The following is a 20,373-nucleotide window of genomic DNA, read 5'->3' on the forward strand; positions in this document are numbered from 1 at the left end:
GCGGCGTCTTCTACGGCAACCTCCTGCCCCCGAACGGCACCGCCTACCTCAACGGCGCCGCCGCCAAGACAGAGTTCGCCGTCGTCCGCGCAGGCCTCAACTACAAGTTCGGCTCATACTGAGATCGAACGCCGGAGCCGGCTCTGCCGGCTCCGCGCACGGGAAGGGCCCGGCCGCATGGCCGGGCCCTTTCGCGTTTCGGGGCCGCGGGCCGGCCGGGCGGGTGCGACAGGGAGAGCCGGAACCGCGCGTCCCGCCCGCGATTGAGACCGCGGCGCCCCGCAGGCACCCGGGCGGGGCCTTCCACGCAGGGACCGGGCGCAGGAGCGATCAGCCATGCGAAGCCGTTTCCTTCTCCTGTCGCTGGCCGCCCTCGGCCTGGCGGGCGCGCCGGCCGCCGCGCAGGACGCCAGCGTCATCGGCAAGGACACGATCCTGCCGGGCACGGGGCCGGGCACCTCGACGGACGGCAACGGGGTGGGGCGGCTGATGGAGGCGGCGAGCGCCGAGGACGCCGCCAAGCGTCAGGGGCTCAAGCCCGTCACCTTCCTGACCACGAAGATGATCGGCGTGACGGTGCGCAACGCCGCGGGCGACAGCGTCGGCAAGATCGAGGATCTGCTGATCACCGACGGCGGGACACTCAAGGCCGTCGTGATCGACGTCGGCGGCTTCCTCGGCCTCGGCAGCAAGCTGATCGCGGTCGAGCCGGGCGCCCTGGTGCTGCGGCCCGGCGGCGACCGGTTCTCGGCGGTCCTCAACATGGGCAAGGACACGGTGGCGGCCGCCCAGCCCTTCGACCCGGCCAAGGTGATCGCGCCGCCCCGATGAGCCGCGACCGAGGCCCGTCCTCGCGAGCGGCCCCATCGACCGGCGCGGCCGCGCCGGTCGACAGGGTCAGATGTCGAGGTCGGCGCCCTCGGCGAAGGCCGCGCGCTCGCTGATGAAGGCGAAGCGCGCCTCGGGCTTGTTGCCCATCAGGCGCTCGACCGTGTCGCCGGTCGATTCCCGGGCCTCGTCCAGGACCGCGACGCGCAGGAGCGTGCGCTTCTTCGGGTCCATGGTGGTCTCCTTGAGCTGGGCCGGCATCATCTCGCCGAGGCCCTTGAACCGCCCGATCTCGACCTTGCCGCCCTTGAACACCGTCTTGACGATGCGCTCGCGATCCGCGTCGTCCCGGGCATACGCGACCTTCGAGCCCTGCTGCAGACGGTAGAGCGGCGGGATCGCGAGGTAGAGGTGGCCGCGGTCGATCAGCCTCGGCATCTGGCGGTAGAAGAACGTGATCAGCAGCGAGGCGATGTGGGCGCCGTCGACGTCGGCGTCCGTCATGATGATCACCTTCTCGTAGCGCAGGTCCGTCTCGCGGAACGCCGAGCCGGTGCCGCAGCCGAGCGCCAGGGTGAGATCCGAGATCAGCTGGTTGGCGCCGAGCTTGTCCCGGGACGCCGAGGCGACGTTGAGGATCTTGCCGCGCAGCGGCAGGATCGCCTGAGTCGCCCGGTCCCGGGCCTGCTTGGCCGAACCGCCCGCGGAATCGCCCTCGACGATGAAGATCTCGGAACCCGCGGTCCCGGCCGCCGAGCAGTCGGCGAGCTTGCCGGGCAGGCGCAGCTTGCGGGTCGCGCTCTTGCGGGCGACCTCCTTCTCTTGCCGGCGGCGCAGGCGCTCCTCGGCCCGGTCGATCACCCAGTCGAGCAGCTTGTTGGCCTGGGCCGGGGAGGCGGCCAGCCAGTGGTCGAAGGCGTCGCGCACCGCCGTCTCGACGATGCGCTGCGCCTCCACGGTGGCGAGCTTGTCCTTGGTCTGGCCCTGGAACTCGGGCTCGCGGATGAACACCGAGAGCATCGACGCGCAGGTCGCCATGACGTCGTCGGTGGTCACCGCGTTCATGCGCTTGGCTTGGTTCACCCGCTCGGCGTGCTCGCGCAGGCCCCGAAGCAGGGCGACGCGCAGGCCGGCCTCGTGGGTGCCGCCCTCGGGGGTCGGGATCGTGTTGCAGTAGGAGTGCGAGATCCCGTCCTCGGCGACCATCCAGGCCACCGCCCATTCGAGCGAGCCGTGCGAGCCCGGCTTGGTGATCTTGCCGGAGAACATCGCGTCGGTGACGAGTTCCTTGCCGTCGATGTCGCGGGCGAGATAGTCGCGCAGCCCGTCGGGGAAGCGGTGGACCGCCTCGGCCGGCACGCCCTCCAGCCCCTCGAGGAGGGCGGGGGCGCAGCGCCAGCGGATCTCGACGCCGCCGAACAGGTAGGCCTTCGAGCGCGCCATCTTGAACAGGCGGCGCGGGTCGAACTTCAGCGAACCGAAGATCTGGGCGTCCGGGTGGAACCGGACCCGGGTCCCGCGCCGGTTCTGCACCCGCCCGACCAGTTCCAGCGCGCCCTGCGCGTGACCGCGCGAGAACGTCTGCCGGTAGAGCGTCTGGTTGCGCGCCACCTCGACCTCCAGCAGGTCGGAGAGCGCGTTCACCACCGAGATGCCGACGCCGTGCAGGCCGCCCGAGGTCTCGTAGACCTTCGAGTCGAACTTACCGCCGGCGTGCAGCGTGGTCATGATGACCTCGAGCGCCGACTTGCCGGGGAATTTCGGGTGCGGGTCGACCGGGATGCCGCGGCCGTTGTCGGTGACGACGAGGGCGCCGGTCTCCTCCAGCTCCACCTCGATGAAGCTGGCATGGCCGGCGACCGCCTCGTCCATCGAGTTGTCGATCACCTCGGCGAACAGGTGGTGCAGCGCCCGCTCGTCGGTGCCGCCGATATACATGCCGGGCCGGCGCCGCACGGGCTCCAGCCCCTCCAGCACCTCGATGTCGGAGGCGGTGTAGCCGCCCTCCGGCTCGGCGGCCGCGAGCGTCGCCACGGAGGCCGAGGCGTCCAGGCGCCGCCGCGGCTCGGGTGGGCGGGCCGCGGCGCCCTTGCCGCCCGGCCCGAACAGGTCCCGCGCCGGGTCGCTCACGCGCGGCCTCCGCGCGCGCGGCGCGTCGGCCGGCTCGGGATCGCGCAGACGGGCCTTGGGACGGGTCTCGGGTCGTGGAGCATGCGCCTTCATCCCCGCATGATAGCGGAACAAAACAGAAACATCAAAGCCGTTCGCCCTGCGGCGAGGCGGCCGCATCATCGCATGCTGCGCCGCCGCGAGCGAGGGCCGCGGCCGTGCCGGGTCACGGTTCCGCGCGCCGGGCCGTCATCACGACGTTGCACAACGATGGGTTAAGGCTTTCTCGCGGCCCGCGCGCCCGGCTTCCACACGGGAGGACCGGAACAGAACGGGACGATCGACGTTGGTGGCGGAGATAAATCTTGACCGTGGTCAGGGAGCCGCAGTCCATGAGCGACGCCGCGATCGAGGCCCGCCGCCTCACGCTGATCCGATTCGAGCACGCGGCCGGCGCCGCCTTCGGCTGCGATGACGACGCGGCCGTCGTGCCGGCCGGGCGGGCGCTGGTCAATGCCACGACGATCACCTTGGCGACCTTCGCGACTGCGGTCGCGGCGACGATCACCTACCTGGTCTGATCCCGATCGCTGACCGCGCTCCGCGGTGAGAGAGTGGCGACGCCGCCTCACCCGCCCCTTCGCGAGCGGCGCGAAGCAACCCGTTAGGCGCCACGCCCGATAGCTCCGGGCTGCCGCGGATTGCCTCGCTCCGCGCGCGCGGACGGGCCGGTCCCCTAGGGGCCGCGCCCGCCGGCCCGTCAGCCCGCGCTCGACGTCTTCGCCGCCGCCTTCTTGGCCGCAGGCTTCTTCGCGGCGGTCTTCTTCGCCGCCGGCTTGTCGCCGCTCGCGGCCCGCGCCGAGCCCTTCCGGACCGCCCCGCGCTTCGCCGGCTTGCCGCCGCCCGCGGCGCGCTTGGCGTTCACCAGGGCGACCGCCTCCTCCAGCGTCAGCGCCTCGGCGCTCATCGTCTTCGGCAGCGTGGCGTTGACCTCGCCGTCGGTGACGTAGGGCCCGTACTTGCCGGCCTTGACCACGAGGTCGCGGCCGCTGGCCTCGTCCTTGCCGAGCGGCCGGCCGGGATCGGCGGCCGGGCGGCCGCGTCCGCCGCCCTGCTCCTTGGCGACGATCAGGTCGATGGCGCGGTTGGCCCCGATCTCCAGCACGTCGTCGTCCTTGCCGAGATTGGCGTAGGTCTTCCCGTGCTGCACGTAGGGCCCGAACCGGCCGAGATTGGCCAGGATCGGCTCGCCGGTCTCGGGGTGGCGGGCCACCTCGCGCGGCAGCGCCAGCAGGGCCAGCGCCTTGTTGAGATCCACGTCCGAGGGGCTCAGCCCCTTGGGCAGCGACGAGCGCTTCGGCTTCTCGGCGCCCTTCTCGGCGGAGGCCTCGCCGAGCTGCAGGAACGGACCGAAGCGGCCGTCGCGCAGCGTCACCGGCAGGCCGGTCGCGGGATCGTCGCCCAGCACCCGCACGCCCGGCTGGCCGCCCTCGGCCGAGGAGCCGTCGCCGTCGCCGTCGACGCCCGACGCCGAGAGCTGCCGGGTGTACTTGCACTCCGGGTAGTTCGAGCAGCCGATGAAGGCGCCGAACTTGCCGAGCTTCAGCGACAGCTGGCCCGAGCCGCAGGTCGGGCAGGTGCGCGGGTTCGAGCCGTCGCCCTTGTCGGGGAAGATGTGCGGCCCGAGGAGGCCGTTCAGCGCCTCCAGCACGTCGGCGACGCGCAGCTCCTTGGTCTCGCCGATCGCCGCGGAGAAGTCGCGCCAGAAGTCGCGCAGCACCGCCCGCCAGTCGATCTCGGCGTTGGAGACCCGGTCGAGCTGCTCCTCGAGGCCGGCGGTGAAATCGTACTCGACGTAGCGCCGGAAGAAGCTCTCGAGGAAGCCCGTGACGAGCCGCCCCTTGTCCTCCGGCTGCAGCCGCTTTTTCTCGATCTTGACGTATTCGCGATCCCGCAAGGTCTGGAGAACCGCGGCATAGGTCGACGGGCGGCCGATGCCGAGCTCCTCCATGCGCTTCACGAGGCTCGCCTCGGAGTAGCGCGGCGGCGGCTCGGTGAAGTGCTGGGTCGCGCTGATCCGCTCGCGGGTGAGCGGGTCACCGGCCTTCATGGGCGGCAGGCGGCGGCTCTCCTCGTCCTCCTCGTCGTCCTTGCCCTCCTGGTAGAGGGTCAGGAAGCCGTCGAACTTCACCACCTGGCCGGTGGCGCGCAGGTCGATGGTCCGCGGCCCGACCTTGGCGGTGACGTCCACGGTGGTCCGCTCAAGCTCGGCCGATTCCATCTGGCTCGCCATGGTGCGGGTCCAGATCAGCTCGTAGAGCCGGGCCTGCTCGGGCTCGAGGTGGCGCGCCACCGTCTTGGGCAGGCGGCCCATGTCGGTGGGGCGCACCGCCTCGTGGGCCTCCTGGGCGTTCTTGGCCTTGACGCTGTACTTGCGCGGCACGTCCGGCACGTAGCGGTCGCCGAACTCCTTGCCGATCACCCGGCGGGCGTCCTGGATCGCCTCCGGCGCCATGTCGACGCCGTCGGTCCGCATGTAGGTGATGATGCCGACCGTCTCGCCGCCGATGTCGACGCCCTCGTAGAGCCGCTGGGCGACCCGCATGGTCTGGGCCGGCGCCATCCCGAGCTTGCGGGACGCCTCCTGCTGGAGGGTCGAGGTCGTGAACGGCGGCTGCGGGTGGCGCTTGGCGGGCTTGGCCTCGACGCTCGCCACCTGGAAAGTCGCGAGCTCGAGGTCGCGCTTGAAGGCGGCCGCCTCGTCGCCCGTGCCGACGTCGAGGCGCTGGATGCGCTTGCCGTCGGCGCCCACGAGCCGGGCCTCGAAGGTCGCGCCGTCGGCGGTCGTCAGGGTCGCGATGAGCGTCCAGTACTCGCGCGGCTTGAACCGCTCGATCTCCATCTCGCGCTCGACGACGAGGCGGAGCGCCACGGACTGCACGCGCCCCGCCGAGCGGGCGCCCGGGAGCTTGCGCCACAGGACCGGCGAGAGGTTGAAGCCGACGAGGTAGTCGAGTGCGCGGCGCGCCAGGTAGGCGTCGACCAGCGCCTGGTCGATCTCGCGCGGCTTGCGCATCGCCTGCTCGACCGACGCCTTGGTGATGGCGTTGAAGGTCACGCGCTCGACCGGGATGCCCTTGAGCGCCTTGCGGGCGGTGAGCGCCTCCAGCACGTGCCAGGAAATCGCCTCGCCCTCGCGGTCCGGGTCGGTGGCGAGGATCAGCTTGTCGGCGCCCTTGACCGCCTTGGCGATCTCCGAGACGCGGCTCGCCCCGCGGTCGGCGAGCTCCCAGACCATGTGGAAATCCTGCTCGGGATCCACCGAGCCGTCCTTGGGCGGCAGGTCGCGGATGTGCCCGAAGGAGGCGATGACTTCATAGTCGCGGCCGAGATACTTATTGATCGTCTTGGCTTTGGCCGGCGACTCGACGACGACGACTTTCATTCAGACCTCTGCCCTGACGGGGCCTGGGCGCGACGGACGAATTCTGTTCGAGATTCGCGTGGGACGTATGCCCGCCGTCGGGCCGGGGCCGCGCGCCGGGCACAAGTGGGTCACGGGCGGCGGGTTGTCAAATGGCGCCGGCGCGGCAAGCCTTGCTCGAGGGAGCCGGCGTAAGCCGCACACGAGGCTTATCTGAGTCGTGTGCGATGGCGATCACATACGATCCCGCGAAGCGTGATCGAACCCTGGCGGAACGGGGACTCGATTTCGAGGACGCGGCTCTCGGGTTCGCTGGCCCAGTGGTCACCTTCGAGGGTGTCCGCCAGCATTACGGCGAATGCCGCATCGTCACCGCGGGCTTCCTGGCTGGCCGCATGACGATCATAATCTGGACGCCGCGCGGGCAGGACCGTCACGTTTTCTCGATGAGGAAGGCCAATGTCAGAGAGCAGAAGCGCTACGCACCGCTCATCCGCTGACGCCGCGATCAAGAGCGACTTGGCGAAGGTGGACGCGCACACGATCACGCCGGAAGAGTACGACGAGGTTCCCGAGCTGACGGACGCGATGCTCGCCCGCGCCGATTTTTATGTCGGCGACCGCTTCTTGCCGCGTGGTCCGACCGGCCGGTCCGACGAGGTGGTCGCGATCCATCTCCTGCCGGAGATCGTCTCCTATTTCCGCGCCCAGGGTCCGGGTTGGCAGGCCCGCATCAACACCGTGTTGATGGAGGCGATCGAGCGCGAGCGCGCGACGCAATCTCGCTGAGCGCTCAGATCCCCGCATACCACTCGTAGCCGCGATCCTCCCAGTAGCCGCCGCTGCCCTGGCCGATGCCTCTGAGCGACTCCACCATCTCCACCCGCATCACGTACTTGGCCTGCTTGTAGCCGAGCTGGCGCTCGACCCGCAGGCGCAGGGGCGCGCCGTTCGAGACCGGCAGCGGCTTGCCGTTGAGATCGTAGGCCAGCATCGTCTGCGGGTTGACGGCGTCGTAGAGGTCGATGCTCTCGTAGTAGCGGATCGGGATCCCCGCCGGCTCCGGCTCCGGGGCGGGGCTGCCCTGGCCCCAATCGTCCTTGGGGGCGTCGGTGGCGGTCGCCGGGCCGCCCCAATCGTCGGCGGCGGCGAGCTGGATATAGGCCTCGCGCACCGCGCCCGGATGGCTCGGGCGCCACAGGGACGCCCCCTGGGCGCGGCCCTTGCCCCCGCCCTTGGGGCCGGCCTCGAACTCCAGCGTGTCGGCGCAGTGGAACACCGCGTAGCGCGCCTGCGGCTTCAGCCCGGCCTTCTTCAGCAGCTCGGCGAGCGGCACGCCGCTCCACTGCCCGATGCAGCTCCAGCCCTCGACGCAATCGTGGCGGGTGATCTGGGTGCGCGCCGGCAGGGCGCGCAGGTCCGCGAGACTGAGCGACAGGGGCGTCTGCACGAGTCCGTCCACGGAGAGCCTGAAGTCCGAGAAATTCTGCGCCGCCAGCGCCCGGTAGGCGCGGTCCGGCGGGTCGATCGTGCCGTTCGGCTTAAACCAGGGCGAGATCATCGAGGCCGGGAATTCCCGGGCCAGGGTCGCGGGCGACATCAGCAGGCGCTGGACGTACTGGTTCGCATCCTCGCCGACCTGGAGGGTGCGCTGCCCCGTCCCGGTCCCGGCGAACCGGTCGCAGCCGCCCAGCAGCGCGGTGCCCATCAGGCCGGCACCCGCGGTGAGGAGCTTGCGGCGGTGGAGGATCATCGGGCCGGCTCCTTCTCGGGACGGCCGAGGCTGAACCAGCCGGTGATCATGCCGCGCATGTTGTTGACGAGCCCGGACACGATGACGAGCAGCACGTGGACCACCACGAACAGCACGATCAGGCCGGCGGCGATGAAGTGGACGCTGCGCGCCGATTGCCGGCCGCCGAACAGCTCGGTCAGCCACGGCCAGGCGGCATCCATCCCGGGCGACATGGCGAGGCCGGCCAGCACCATGGCGGGCAGCAGGCCGAGGATCAGGACGAGGTAGGTCAGCTTCTGGATGACGTTGTAGCGCTTGGCCTCGGTGCCCTCGGGGAAGCGCAGGAGCAGGTGCTCCTTCACGGAGCCGCCGAAGTCGCGGATCTGGTCGCCGTCGGGGATCAGGCGGCGGCGGAGCTGGCCCGAGAACAGCCCGTAGAGCAGGTAGACCGCGCCGTTGATCACCAGGAGCCACGCGAACAGGAAGTGCCAGCGCCGCCCCGTGGCGAGGTCCTGGTTGGCCGGCAGCGTCGCCCAGGCCGGGAAGGCGCGCTCCACCTCGGTACCCCCCTCCTTCGACAGGCCGAGCACCCCGGTGGTGTCGAGGGTGCGGGCGCCGACCGTCACCACGCCGCGATTCGCACCGTCGCTTCCCTGCTCGCTGGTGATGGCGAGCGCCGGGTTGTCGAAGGTCGAGACCGCGCCCCAGTAGAGGGCCGGATGGGCGTTGAAGATCTGCAGGCCGCTCATCAGCAGCACCAGCAGCACCGCGGCGTTAATCCAGTGCGCCAGCCGGATGACCAGCGGGTGGCGGTAGAACCAGCGGCGCCCCTGACGGTCGACGGTCTCGGGGGCTTCGAGGGCAGGGGAGGCGGCCAAGCGTCTGGATCCCGGGCGTGCGGCGCGGGGCCGGGAAGCGTCCGCTTTCCGACCGTTCGGCCGAATACGTGGGGCAGGGCCCCTCGGTTACCATCCGCCGGGAAAAAGGCCGCAGCCCCTGACGGAGCGACGATCATGACTGGACCGGGATGAACGCCGAACAGCCTTGCCCCCCGGGCCCGCCGCACCTACACCCGGGCCTCATCATGACGACGTCCGCGCCCCCGGCCTTCCCGCACCGGCACCTCCTCGGCATCGAGGGCCTGACCCGGCCCGACATCGAGGTTCTGCTCGACGCCGCCGAATCCGCCGTCGACATCTCGCGGCAGGTGGAGAAGAAGCGCACGACCCTGCGGGGCCGCACGCAGATCAACCTGTTCTTCGAGCCCTCGACGCGGACGCAGTCGTCCTTCGAGCTCGCCGGCAAGCGGCTCGGCGCCGACGTGATGAACATGTCGGTGGCCTCGTCCTCGGTGAAGAAGGGCGAGACCCTGATCGACACCGCCGCGACGCTCAACGCCATGCGGCCCGACATCATCGTGGTCCGCCACGAATCGGCCGGCGCCGTCCACCTCCTCGCCCGCAAGGTCGACTGCGCGGTGGTCAATGCCGGCGACGGCGCCCACGAGCACCCGACCCAGGCGCTGCTCGACGCGCTCACGATCCGCCGCAACAAGGGCCGGATCGAGGGCCTGCAGGTGGCGATCTGCGGCGACGTCCTGCACTCGCGGGTGGCGCGCTCCAACATCATCCTGCTGCAGGCGATGGGCGCGCGGGTCCGCCTGATCGCGCCCTCGACGCTGCTGCCCGCCGGCATCGAGCGCTTCGGTGTCGAGACCTTCACGGACATGCGCAAGGGCCTCGTCGGCTGCGACATCATCATGATGCTGCGCCTCCAGCGCGAGCGCATGAACGGCTCGTTCGTCCCCTCCGTGAAGGAGTATTTCCGCTATTTCGGCCTCGACGGCGAGAAGCTGGCGCTCGCCAAGCCCGACGCCCTGGTGATGCATCCGGGCCCGATGAACCGGGGCGTCGAGATCTCCTCCGAGATCGCCGACGGCGCGCAGTCGCTGATCCGCGAGCAGGTCGAGATGGGCGTGGCCGTGCGCATGGCCGTGCTCGAGGCGCTGGCGCGGCACCTGCCGAACGGGTGAGACCCGGACAAAGCCGGGCGGCCTTCACCCGCCCGGCTTGCTCGCGGGGCGGCCGTAGCGCAGTTTCCTGCCGAAATCCGGCCCTGTTCTGTATAAGGGGCCGTCGTAACATGCAGATCGCTTCATGACCGCCTACACGCTCGCCGACCTCGCCGCCCTCGTGGCGAGCCGCGCCGGGACCGATCCCGCGACCTCCTACACCGCCAAGCTCCTGTCCGAGGGTCCCGCCAAGGCGGCCAAGAAGCTCGGCGAGGAGGCGGTGGAGGCGGCGATCGCGGCCGTTCAGGGCGACAGGACCGGCCTGCGCAACGAGGCCGCGGACGTGCTCTACCACCTCGTGGTGCTGCTCCGGGCCGGCGGCGTGGATCTCGCCGACGTGATGGCCGAGCTGGAGCGCCGCACCGCCCAGAGCGGCATCGCCGAGAAGGCCGCGAGGCGCCACGCGTGAACGCGGCCGCGCTGCCGGGCTCGGTCGAGGCGATCCTCGACGCGTCGGCCGGGCTCTCGCCCTATCGCCGCTTCAGCCGCGAGGAATGGGCGCAGCTGCGCGCCGACACGCCGCTCACCCTCAACCAGGAGGATCTCGAGCGGCTGCAATCGATCAACGACCCGATCTCGGTCGAGGAGGTGGTGGCGATCTACCTGCCCCTGTCGCGCCTGCTCGCCCTCTACGTCGCGGCGACGCAGGGCCTGTTCAAGGCGACGCAGCGCTTCCTCATGGCCGAGCGCGAGACCAAGGCGCCGTACATCATCGGGCTGGCCGGATCGGTGGCGGTGGGCAAGTCGACCACCGCCCGCATCCTGACCGCCCTGCTGGCGCGCTGGCCCAACACCCCGAAGGTCGACCTCGTCACCACTGACGGCTTCCTGCTGCCGAACGCCGAACTCGCCGCCAACGGCCTGATGGAGCGGAAGGGATTCCCGGAGAGCTACGACACCGCCGCGCTGCTGCGCTTCCTCCACGACGTGAAGGCCGGCCACAAGCGCGTGACCGCGCCGCTCTACTCGCACCTCGTCTACGACCGGGTGCCCGGGGAGGAGCGGGTGGTGGAGAGCCCCGACATCCTGATCGTCGAGGGCCTCAACGTCCTCCAGCCCGCCCGCCTGCCCCGGGACGGGACCGCGATCCCGTTCGTGTCCGACTTCTTCGACTTCTCGATCTATCTCGACGGCCACGAGGACGACCTGCACCGCTGGTACGTCACGCGCTTCATGAAGCTGCGCCAGACGGCGTTCCGCGATCCGCGCTCGTACTTCCGGAAATACGCCGAGATCGCCGAGAGCGAGGCGCTCGACATCGCCGACCGGCTCTGGACCACGATCAACCTGCCGAACCTGCGCGAGAACATCCTGCCGACGCGCCAGCGGGCGAGCCTGATCCTGACCAAGGGGGCGAGCCACCGGATCGAGAGCGTGGCATTGCGGCGGCTGTAGAGCGCTGCGAGACGATCGCGTGACCGCTCGCCCGAAGACCGGACCCGCGTCATCACGGGCGAGGCGAAGTGACCCAGGGCAGCGCGACGTTCGGAGGCATGTCGCCGACCCTGGTCGCTTCGCTGCCTTCGCGAGGACGTGAACGACCGAGCCCGGGCGCCTCACGCGAACGGGAACTCCGCCTCCGCCACGTACGGCCCGCCCCCGGTCGAGTCCCGCGCCGAGAACAGCGTCACCCGGTCCGCAGTGTAGGTCAGCGGCGCGAAGACCGGCGCCTGCGAGAGATACATCGCGGCCGCCTCCGGGGTCGCGTCGCGCCGAAGCCGGGCCAGCGTGACGTGCGGCGTGAACTTCCGACGCTCCGGCTCCACCCCGGCCCGGCGAACCAGCAGCTCCTGCTCGGCCTGCAGATCCATCAGCGCCGGATCGGCCACCACCGAGGCGTAGAGCGCCCGGGGCCTGTCGCCGCCGAAGACCCCGAGGCCGTCGAGCGTCACCGTCAGGGCCGGGCGCGCCCGCATCTCGGCGAGCGCCTCCACGACGTCGTCGGCCGTCGCCGCCGCGACGTCGCCGAGGAAGCGCAGAGTCACGTGGAAGTCGCCGGGCTCGATCCAGCGGGCGCCGGGCAGCCCGCCCTGGAACGCCTTCAACGCCTCGGCGACCGCCGGCGGCACGGCGAGCCCGGTGAACAGGCGCGGCACTACCGCGACGCCCCCTGCCGGAGGCCTCCCAGGAAAGTCTCCACCGTCGGCAGCATGCGCGCCGCGATGGTCTCCACGCCCTGCCGGTTCGGGTGGATCATGTCGTCGAGGTGCTGCGCCCGGTCGCCGATGATCCCGTCGAGGAAGAACGGGTAGAGGGTCAGGCCGTAGCGCTTGGCCAGCGCCGGGTAGATCGCGTCGAACCGGGCCTTGTAGTCGGGCCCGAGATTGGGCGCGGCCTCCATGCCGGCGAGCAGGACCGGGATGCCCCGCGCCTTCAGCCGCTCGATGATCGCCGAGAGCGCGCCCTCGGTGACCTTCGGGTCGGTGCCGCGCAGCATGTCGTTGGCGCCGAGCTCGAGGATCACGCCGGCGGTCCCGTCCGGGACCGACCAGTCGACGCGGTCGAGCCCGCCCGTGGCGGTGTCGCCGGAGACGCCGGCATTGGCGACCGTCACGTCCGCGCCCCTGGCCTTGAGCAGGCGCTCCAGCACGGTGGGGAAAGCGGCGTCGGCGGGGAGGCGGTAGCCGGCGGTCAGGCTGTCGCCGAGGGCCACGAGCTTGACCGGCCCGCCCGGGGCCGCCCGCGATGCTGTCATGAAAGGGACCACCAGGAGCGCTAGCGCTGCGGCATACAGGGCCGTGCGCCGGAACACGCCGCGCCCGTCATGGCGCGGCCCCAATGCGGAACCCATATCGCGGTGCACCCGCGGCCGGTACAGCCAGGATCGACCCCACGTGAGGACCTCGCGCGCCATGCTCGTCATCGCCCACAGATCGGCCGCCCCGTGAGCCAAGGCAAGGTGTCGCGCGCGCCCGCGATCGCGCTGTCGAACATCGACCTCAGCCTCGGGCGCGGCGCCGCCCGGGTCCACGTCCTGCGCGGGATCTCGCTCACCGTCGACCGGGGCGAGGCGGTGGGGCTCGTCGGGCCGTCCGGCTCAGGCAAGTCGACGCTGCTGATGGTCATGGCCGGGCTGGAGCGGCCCGATTCCGGCGGCGTCGTGATCGAGGACACCGACCTCGTCCGCCTCGACGAGGACGCGCTCGCCCGGTTCCGCGGCCGGCGGATCGGCATCGTGTTCCAGGCCTTCCACCTCGTGCCGACCATGACGGCGCTGGAGAACGTGGCGCTGCCGCTCGAACTCGCCGACCGGCCCGGCGCCCTGGAGCGGGCCCGCGCCGAGCTGGAGGCGGTCGGCCTCGGGCACCGGCTGCACCATTACCCGGCGCAGCTCTCGGGCGGCGAGCAGCAGCGCGTCGCCATCGCCCGGGCCGTGGCGCCCGACCCGGCGATCCTGGTCGCCGACGAGCCCACCGGCAACCTCGACGAGGCCACCGGCCGCCAGATCGTCGACCTGCTGTTCCGGCTGAAGCGCGACCGCGGCGCGACGCTGGTGCTCGTCACCCACGACAACGGCCTCGCCCGCCTGTGCGACCGCACCGTGCGCCTGCGCTCGGGGCGGATCGAGGAGGCGGTGAGCGCCTGATGCACGGCACGATCACCCGCCCCGGCCCCGCGCCCCGCCGGATCCCGCTGACCCTGCGCCTCGCGCTCCGCGAGTTGCGGGCCGGGCTCGACGGCTTCGCGGTGTTCCTCGCCTGCATCGCGCTGGGGGTCATGGCCATCGCGGGCGTGGCGTCGATCTCGCGCTCGCTCTCGGACGGGCTCGGCCGGGAAGGCCGCCGGATCCTCGGGGGCGACCTCGCCTACAACCTCATCAACCGCGAGGCGACCGACGCGGAGCGGCAGGCGCTGGCGCGGGAAGGCCGACTCGACGTGGTCGCCTCCCTGCGCGCCATGGCGGTGGCGGGCAGCGGCGACGCGGCCCTGGTCGAGCTGAAGGCCGTCGATCCCGCCACCTACCCGGCCGCGGGCGACCTCGCCACCGACCCGCCGGGCCGCCTCGCCGACCTGCTGGCGGCGCGCGACGGGGTGCCGGGGGCGCTCGCCGACCCGGCCCTGCTCACCCGCCTCGACGTCAAGGTCGGCGATCGTCTCACCCTGGCCGGGCACCCGATCGCGATCCGCGGCACCATCGTGTCGGAGCCCGACAAGATCGCGGGCGGCATCGGCTTCGGGCCGCGGCTGATGGTCTCCGAGCCGACGCTGCGCGCCACCGGCCTCGTCCAGCCCGGCAGCCTCAACCGCTGGAGCTACCGCCTGATCCTGCCGCCCGGCACGCCGGACGCCGACCTCGACGCCGCGCAGGCCCGGATCCGCGCCGCGACCCCGGAGGCCGGCTGGGAGATCCGCTCGCGGACCAACGCCGACCCGCGCTTCGCCAAGAGCATCGAGCGCTTCACGCAGTTCCTGACCCTGGTGGGGCTCACCGCGCTGATCGTCGGCGGCGTCGGGGTCGGCAACGCCGTCCACGCCTTCGTCGAGCGCAAGCGCCCCTCGATCGCGACCCTCAAGAGCGTCGGCGCGCCGGGCTCGCAGGTGGTCGCCCTGTACCTGACGCAGGTGATGCTGATCGCCGGCCTCGGCACCCTCATCGGTCTCGCGGTCGGCGCGAGCCTGCCCTTCCTCCTCGATGCCCTCTTCTCCGCCGACCTGCCGCTGCCGCTGAACCCGACGCTCGCCCCGGGCGAGCTGGCGCTCGCCGCCGCCTACGGGCTGATCACCGCCTTAGCCTTCGCGATCACGCCGCTCGGCCGCGCCCACGACGTGCCGGTCTCGGGACTGTTCCGCGACACGGTCGACCCGGCCCGCGTCCGCCCGCGCTGGCGCTACCGGATCTGGCTCGCCGTCAGCCTCGCGGCCCTGGTCGGCCTGTCGGTGGCCACGGCCTTCGACCGGCGCGTGGCGCTGATCTTCATCGCCGCCGCGGCCATCGCGTTCGGCCTGCTGCATCTGGTGGCGCTCGGCCTGATGGCGCTCGCCCGCCGGCTTCCGCACCCGAGCCGGCCCGCGCCCCGGATGGCGCTCGCCAACCTGCACCGCCCGGGCGCGCTGACGCCCGCCATCGTCCTGTCGCTGGGGCTCGGCGTGACGCTCCTCGTGACGCTCAGCCTGATCGACGCCAATGTCCGCCGCACGATCAGCGCGACCCTGCCGGCCCGGGCGCCCAATCTCTTCTTCCTGGACATCCCCTCCCGGGACGCCGCCCAGTTCCGGGACTTCCTGGCCCGATCCGCACCGAACGGCAAGGTCGAGGACGTGCCGATGATGCGCGGCCGGATCGTCGCCCTGAACGGCGTGCCGGCGAGCAAGATCCGCCCCCCGGAGGACGCCGCCTGGGTGCTCGACGGCGACCGGGGCATCACCTACGCCGACACGGTGCCGGACGGCTCCAGCCTCACCGAGGGCGCGTGGTGGAGCGCCGAGCAGGGCGCCAAGCCGCTGGTCTCCTTCGAGGCCGACCTCGCCCGCCAACTCGGCTTGAAGCTCGGCGACACCGTGACGGTGAACGTCCTCGGCCGCGACCTCACCGCGACGATCTTCAACCTGCGCCGGGTGGAGTGGCGCAACCTCGGCATCAACTTCGTGATGGTGTTCTCGCCGGGCACCTTCCGGGGCGCCCCGCATTCCGACCTCGCCACCCTGACGCTGCCCGGCGGCACCGACGCGGCCGCCGAGAACCGCATCCTGCGCGACGTCGCCAAGACCTTCCCCTCGGTGAGCGCCGTCCGGGTGAAGGACGCGCTGGACGCGATCGGCGACCTCGTCGGCCGGCTGGTCCTGGCGATCCGCGGGGCGAGCGCCGTGGCGGTTCTGGCGAGCCTCTTCGTGCTGGCGGGCGCCATCGCGGCCGGGCACCGGGCGCGGCTCTACGACGCCGTCGTGCTCAAGGTGCTGGGGGCGAGCCGGGCACGGCTGCTCGCCGCCTACGCCCTCGAATACGCCGCGCTCGGCCTCGCCACGGCCGTGTTCGGCCTCCTGGCCGGGACGCTCGCCGGCTGGGTGATCGTCGCCAAGGTCATGCACCTCGACTTCCGCCTCGACCTGTCGGGGGCGCTGGTCGCGGCCGTGGCCGCGGTGGCGCTGGCGATCCTCCTCGGGCTCGCAGGCACTTGGCGGATCCTGGGACAGAAGCCAGCGCCGTACCTTCGTCAGATCTGAGTCGCGCCGGCGCGGGATCGTCGGGCCGCAGGGCCTGGATCGCGATCCGGGCCGGGGAGAGCGTCGATCGCGCGGTGACCGAGCCCCGGGCCGCGGCGCTGGCACGTTCCGGGGGAGGGGGCCCGGATGGCCACGGGCCTCGGGAACGGCTTCGCCGCACCGGGCGGGAGACGCGCGATCGGGCGATCGAGACCGCCGCGATCGGCGAACGCCGTGTCGTCCCCGACCTCGGGACGCCGGCTGCCGGCCGGCGCGGCGACCGGCAGCCGCTCGAGCGGGCCCGGGCCGGGCATAGGCGCCGCCGGTCCGAAGGAGAGGCGCCTCCGGGCGACGGTACACGCGCTCACGGATCGTCGCGGTCGGCGCGCTCCGCGCTCCGCGCGCGCGCCTGCGCCGATTCGGGGCCGACCATCGCGAGCACGGCCTCACCGAAGCGCCTCCGCGCGTCCGAATCGAGTCGGCGCAGGTGAATCCCGACCAGCGCCAGCAGCCGCTCCGTCTCCCGCTCGCTCATCCGCCGGTCGCCACATCCGCGGCTATCGGGACCGTAGAACGCCTCGATCGGCAAATCGAGGGACTGCGCAATCCTGTTGAGCGCGCGCGCGGCCGAGGATTCCACCTCCCGGTCGGCAATCATGCGCAGGAATTCGAGCCCGTTCTCATCCATGTCGGTCCCTCGAACCACTCGCGACAGAGGATAATTTCCCAACCCTGACAAGGGGTGCCCCGGTGAACGGGTATTCGCAAGTGAACTCTTTGTCATCGCGCTTGAAGATTGGTACGGAGCTAGACATTCAGACTTCGAGCGGTCGGGGGGACCACCCAGCATGCGCATCAACGTCATCGATGGCTACGGGGAGAATACCGACCGTCTCCGCGCGGCTCTCGAAGCCTCGTGCGTTGTGGGGGCGTGGGAGTGGGACCATGTCCGCGGCGTGGTCGTCTACGACGCGGGCGCGGCCCGGCTGCTGACCGGCGATCCCGACCTCGCCGACCGTCCGATCAACGGGCCGATGGCCCTGGCCGCGGTGCATCCCGAGGACATGACGTGGCTGATGGACCACATGCTCCGGGCCGTCCGGTCGAGCGGGCTGGTCCTGGCCGAGTACCGCGTGTTCAAGGCGGACGGCTCCGTGCGCTGGCTCCTGAGTCGCGGGCGGACCCATCGGAACGAGGACGGCCAGCCGGAGCGCTCCCACGGGATCCTGATGGACATCACCGAGATCCGCGACGGCGGCGACCGCTACGTGGTCGGCAAGCCCGCGGCGGACGGCGACCCGCTGGAGCGGGCGGCCGAACTCGCCGTCGCGCTCAAGAAGACGCTCACCGACGACATGCCCGCGGAGGTGCGGGCCGCCGCGGAGCTGATGCTGCTGGGTCTCGGCCGCGCCCTCGCACGCCGCATGACGCACTGAGCCACCGCTCCGGACGGCCCGGATCCCGCGCGCCGGAGACCGGATCTCGCGGGCCGCGGAGAGGTCGCGCAGGCTCGAACTCACCGCCGCGGTGGTCCCCTCCGGAAAAATCGGGGCGCGCGCGGGCGCGCGTGGCATAAGGAAGCCGTTAAGACTTCGCGCAGGCGCATCGAAACGCCTGGATGGCGGCAACCGTCAGTCGAACAACCCGACGACGGGGCGGAATTCATTTTAATCCCGGCCCAGATGGACAAAAATACATCCGCCGGACACGGAAAAGCGGCTCCGGAACCGTGGCCGGGGACTTGTGTCTCGGCGGCGCGCGCAACATATTCCTGACCGAGGCGCCAGCCTGGCGCCAGAGGTCCTGCGTGGGCCTCGCCCGAACACCACGCTGAGAGAGCCTCCGCAAGGAAACTCCCATGGCATTCGAGAACAGCCCCTTCCGGTACGGCGCCCAGCAGCCGACCGGCTACGCCGGCACCCAGGTCGAGGTCGACCAGGGCCTGCGCACCTTCATGCTCGGCGTCTACAACAACATGGTCGTCGGGCTCGGCATCTCGGGACTCGTCGCGCTCGGCCTGAACATGGCCTCCGTGGCGGCCTACCAGGGCACCCGCCCGATCCTGACCCCGTTCGGTCAGACGCTCTACCTCAGCCCGCTGAAGTGGGTCCTGATGCTCGCCCCGCTGGCGTTCATCTTCGTCTTCTCCATGCGGATGGACCGGATGTCGGCCTCCTCCGCGCGGACGATGTTCTGGGCCTTCGCGGCGGTGATGGGCGCCTCGATGTCCTCGCTCCTCCTGGTGTTCACCGGGGGCAGCGTGGTGCAGGTGTTCTTCATCACGGCGGCGGCCTTCGGCTCGCTCAGCCTCTGGGGCTACACCACCCGGCGCAGCCTCTCCGGCATGGGCTCGTTCCTGATGATGGGCCTGATCGGCATCATCCTCGCGTCGCTGGTGAACATCTTCTTCGCCTCGTCGGCCCTCCAGTTCGCCATCTCGGTGCTGGGCGTGCTGATCTTCGCGGGGCTGACCGCCTACGACACCCAGAAGCTCAAGGAGATGTATCTCTACGGCGGCTTCGACGGTGAGATGGCGGCCAAGATGTCGGTGAACGGCGCCCTGACGCTCTATCTCGACTTCATCAACATGTTCCAGTTCCTGCTGAGCCTGATCGGCGACCGCCGCTGAGCCAGCCCGAACGGCGAGACGAGGAGACCCCGGCGGGCGACCGCCGGGGTCTCTTTTTGTCTGGCCGCCGCGCGGGGATGCGCTAGGCTCGGGCCATGCCCGCGCTCTCAGGTCTCTCCGCCTTCCCGATCACCCCGAGCGACGCCGACGGCCGCGTCGATGCCGACGCGCTGCGCCGGCTGCTGGCGCCGCTGGCGGCCGCCGGGGTCGACTCGATCGGCCTGCTCGGCAGCACCGGGACCTACGCGTATCTCACCCGGGAGGAGCGGCGCCGGGCGGTGGCGATCGCCGCCGAGGCCCTGGGCGGGCGGGTGCCGCTCCTCGTCGGGATCGGCGCCCTGCGCACCGACGAGGCCGTCCGCCTCGCGCAGGACGCGCGGGCGGCCGGCGCGGATGCCGGGCTCCTCGCCCCGGTCTCCTACACGCCGCTCACCGAGGCCGAGGTCGAGGCGCATTTCGCCGCCGTGGCGGAGGCGGGCGGCCTGCCCCTCGTCCTGTACGACAACCCCGCGACCACGCATTTCCGCTTCACGCCGGCGCTGATCGGCCGGATCGCCCGCCTGCCCGGCGTCGTCGCCGCCAAGTGCGCGGCGCCGGAGCCTCCGCAGGCCGCGTCCGGCGTCGCGGCCCTGCGGGCGGCCGTGCCGGCGGGCTTCCCCGTCGGCTACAGCGGCGACTGGAACGCGACCGAGGCGCTGATCGCGGGCGGCGCGGCGTGGTTCAGCGTGGCGGGCGGGCTGTTCCCCCGCACCTGCCTGGCGATCGTCCGGGCCGTCGCGGCGGGCGAGACGGAGCGGGCGCGCGCCCTCGACGCCGAGCTGGAGCCCCTCTGGACGCTGTTCCGGACGCATTCCAGCCTGCGGGTGGTCTACGCCCTGGCCGATCTGATGGGCCTGTGCCGCGCCGAGCCGCCGCGGCCGATCCGGCCCCTGGCGCCGGAGGTGGTGGCCGAGATCGCCGCGACGTTCCGGCGCCTGTCCCTGTCCTGAAAGCCCGCGCCGCGCCGGTCGCTCCGGGCCCGCGCAGCGGCGCCCGGGGCCGCCTGAGGGCGCGGTCACACCGCCTTGGGCGCCGGCTCCAGCACGGCGATGACCCGGGCGAGCTCGGTGCCGCGCTTCAGGATCTGGCCGCTCGCGGCGACGACCGCGTAGGCCCCCTGGCGGCGGGCGAGCTTGGGGTCCTTCTCGATCCGGTAGAGCGGCATCTCGGAGGAGCGCCGGTAGATCGAGAACACCGCCTTGTCGCGGCGGAAATCGAGGGCGTAGTCGCGCCACTCGCCCGCGGCGACCTGCCGGCCGTAGAGGTTGAAGATCGTGCGGAGCTCGTCCCGGTTGAAGGCGATCTGCGGAGGGGCCGCGCGGCTGGGGAAGGGGATGACATGGCCCGCCGCCTCGTCGGGTCTCGACCCGGCGCTCGTCCTCTCGGTCATCACGGCT

The 20,373-nt window shown here is 71.7% G+C and carries 20 protein-coding genes and 1 pseudogene; 13 read left to right on the plus strand and 8 right to left on the minus strand.

Going from position 1 to position 20,373, the window contains the following annotated elements; translation table 11 throughout:
• Positions 1-122 (plus strand): annotated as a pseudogene (locus ACLBXO_RS14395) (porin family protein); the annotation flags it as partial.
• 214 nt (positions 123-336) lie between these two features.
• Positions 337-831: a PRC-barrel domain-containing protein gene (locus ACLBXO_RS14400; protein ID WP_331313969.1), complete on the plus strand. Its 495-nt coding sequence runs from the start codon at positions 337-339 to the stop codon at positions 829-831.
• A gap of 66 nt (positions 832-897) precedes the next feature.
• Here the strand turns inward: ACLBXO_RS14400 and parE are convergent, their stop codons facing one another.
• On the minus strand, positions 898-2,958 hold the full coding sequence (gene parE / locus ACLBXO_RS14405; RefSeq protein WP_447685761.1) for a DNA topoisomerase IV subunit B: 2,061 nt from the start codon (positions 2,956-2,958) through the stop codon (positions 898-900).
• Between the two features lie 371 nt (positions 2,959-3,329).
• Between parE and ACLBXO_RS14410 the strand changes: the two genes are divergently transcribed.
• Positions 3,330-3,518 (plus strand): hypothetical protein, encoded by a 189-nt coding sequence (locus tag ACLBXO_RS14410; RefSeq protein WP_331303216.1) that lies wholly within the window; start codon positions 3,330-3,332, stop codon positions 3,516-3,518.
• A gap of 179 nt (positions 3,519-3,697) precedes the next feature.
• Here ACLBXO_RS14410 and topA read toward each other — a convergent pair whose 3' ends face one another.
• A complete protein-coding gene (topA, locus tag ACLBXO_RS14415; RefSeq protein WP_331313974.1) occupies positions 3,698-6,382 on the minus strand; it encodes a type I DNA topoisomerase in 2,685 nt (894 codons plus the stop codon).
• A 206-nt stretch (positions 6,383-6,588) separates the two neighbouring features.
• On the opposite strand from topA, the gene ACLBXO_RS14420 reads away from it, so the two are divergent.
• Entirely contained in the window at positions 6,589-6,861 is a 273-nt protein-coding gene (locus ACLBXO_RS14420; protein ID WP_447685762.1) for a BrnT family toxin, read from the plus strand.
• Between the two features lie 28 nt (positions 6,862-6,889).
• A complete protein-coding gene (locus ACLBXO_RS14425; protein ID WP_331314405.1) occupies positions 6,890-7,150 on the plus strand; it encodes a BrnA antitoxin family protein in 261 nt (86 codons plus the stop codon).
• A gap of 4 nt (positions 7,151-7,154) precedes the next feature.
• Here the strand turns inward: ACLBXO_RS14425 and ACLBXO_RS14430 are convergent, their stop codons facing one another.
• Both ACLBXO_RS14430 and ACLBXO_RS14435 read right to left on the minus strand, forming a co-directional pair.
• Positions 7,155-8,114, minus strand: coding sequence for a molybdopterin-dependent oxidoreductase (locus ACLBXO_RS14430; protein WP_331313977.1), 960 nt, complete (start codon positions 8,112-8,114; stop codon positions 7,155-7,157).
• Positions 8,111-8,974 (minus strand): cytochrome b/b6 domain-containing protein, encoded by an 864-nt coding sequence (locus ACLBXO_RS14435; protein WP_331313978.1) that lies wholly within the window; start codon positions 8,972-8,974, stop codon positions 8,111-8,113. Before ACLBXO_RS14435 ends, ACLBXO_RS14430 begins: the two co-directional genes overlap by 4 nt.
• 206 nt (positions 8,975-9,180) lie before the next feature.
• On the opposite strand from ACLBXO_RS14435, the gene ACLBXO_RS14440 reads away from it, so the two are divergent.
• The 3 genes from ACLBXO_RS14440 (at position 9,181) to coaA (ending at position 11,562) form a co-directional block, all read left to right on the plus strand.
• Positions 9,181-10,128: an aspartate carbamoyltransferase catalytic subunit gene (locus ACLBXO_RS14440; RefSeq protein WP_447685763.1), complete on the plus strand. Its 948-nt coding sequence runs from the start codon at positions 9,181-9,183 to the stop codon at positions 10,126-10,128.
• Positions 10,129-10,252: 124 nt separating this feature from the next.
• Entirely contained in the window at positions 10,253-10,576 is a 324-nt protein-coding gene (locus tag ACLBXO_RS14445) for a phosphoribosyl-ATP diphosphatase (RefSeq protein WP_447685764.1), read from the plus strand.
• A complete protein-coding gene (gene coaA / locus ACLBXO_RS14450) occupies positions 10,573-11,562 on the plus strand; it encodes a type I pantothenate kinase (protein WP_331313982.1) in 990 nt (329 codons plus the stop codon). Before ACLBXO_RS14445 ends, coaA begins: the two co-directional genes overlap by 4 nt.
• A 161-nt stretch (positions 11,563-11,723) precedes the next feature.
• Here coaA and thpR read toward each other — a convergent pair whose 3' ends face one another.
• Positions 11,724-12,263: an RNA 2',3'-cyclic phosphodiesterase gene (gene thpR, locus ACLBXO_RS14455; RefSeq protein ID WP_447685765.1), complete on the minus strand. Its 540-nt coding sequence runs from the start codon at positions 12,261-12,263 to the stop codon at positions 11,724-11,726.
• A complete protein-coding gene (locus tag ACLBXO_RS14460; protein WP_331313984.1) occupies positions 12,263-12,862 on the minus strand; it encodes an arylesterase in 600 nt (199 codons plus the stop codon). The genes thpR and ACLBXO_RS14460 overlap by 1 nt, the downstream gene beginning before the upstream one ends.
• A gap of 189 nt (positions 12,863-13,051) precedes the next feature.
• On the opposite strand from ACLBXO_RS14460, the gene ACLBXO_RS14465 reads away from it, so the two are divergent.
• Both ACLBXO_RS14465 and ACLBXO_RS14470 read left to right on the plus strand, forming a co-directional pair.
• Complete coding sequence (locus ACLBXO_RS14465; protein ID WP_331313986.1) at positions 13,052-13,753, plus strand: ABC transporter ATP-binding protein; 702 nt, start codon at positions 13,052-13,054, stop codon at positions 13,751-13,753.
• On the plus strand, positions 13,753-16,329 hold the full coding sequence (locus ACLBXO_RS14470; protein WP_447685766.1) for an ABC transporter permease: 2,577 nt from the start codon (positions 13,753-13,755) through the stop codon (positions 16,327-16,329). The genes ACLBXO_RS14465 and ACLBXO_RS14470 overlap by 1 nt, the downstream gene beginning before the upstream one ends.
• A gap of 343 nt (positions 16,330-16,672) precedes the next feature.
• Here ACLBXO_RS14470 and ACLBXO_RS14475 read toward each other — a convergent pair whose 3' ends face one another.
• On the minus strand, positions 16,673-16,996 hold the full coding sequence (locus tag ACLBXO_RS14475) for a hypothetical protein (RefSeq protein WP_447685767.1): 324 nt from the start codon (positions 16,994-16,996) through the stop codon (positions 16,673-16,675).
• A 160-nt stretch (positions 16,997-17,156) separates the two neighbouring features.
• Here ACLBXO_RS14475 and ACLBXO_RS14480 point away from each other — a divergent pair, with 160 nt between their 5' ends.
• From ACLBXO_RS14480 to ACLBXO_RS14490, 3 genes are all read left to right on the plus strand, one after another.
• Positions 17,157-17,744, plus strand: coding sequence for a PAS domain-containing protein (locus ACLBXO_RS14480; RefSeq protein WP_331313989.1), 588 nt, complete (start codon positions 17,157-17,159; stop codon positions 17,742-17,744).
• Positions 17,745-18,166: 422 nt separating this feature from the next.
• Entirely contained in the window at positions 18,167-18,937 is a 771-nt protein-coding gene (locus ACLBXO_RS14485) for a Bax inhibitor-1/YccA family protein (RefSeq protein WP_091786357.1), read from the plus strand.
• A 95-nt stretch (positions 18,938-19,032) separates the two neighbouring features.
• The gene (locus tag ACLBXO_RS14490; RefSeq protein ID WP_447685768.1) at positions 19,033-19,926 is read left to right on the plus strand and encodes a dihydrodipicolinate synthase family protein; all 894 of its coding nucleotides are present in this window, start codon (positions 19,033-19,035) and stop codon (positions 19,924-19,926) included.
• A 65-nt stretch (positions 19,927-19,991) separates the two neighbouring features.
• Here the strand turns inward: ACLBXO_RS14490 and ACLBXO_RS14495 are convergent, their stop codons facing one another.
• Positions 19,992-20,366 carry a DUF2794 domain-containing protein gene (locus ACLBXO_RS14495; protein ID WP_331313990.1) on the minus strand — a complete coding sequence of 125 codons (375 nt, stop codon included), beginning with the start codon at positions 20,364-20,366 and terminating at the stop codon, positions 19,992-19,994.
• Positions 20,367-20,373 lie beyond the last annotated feature (7 nt).

This window comes from Methylobacterium sp. C33D (genome assembly GCF_053345825.1).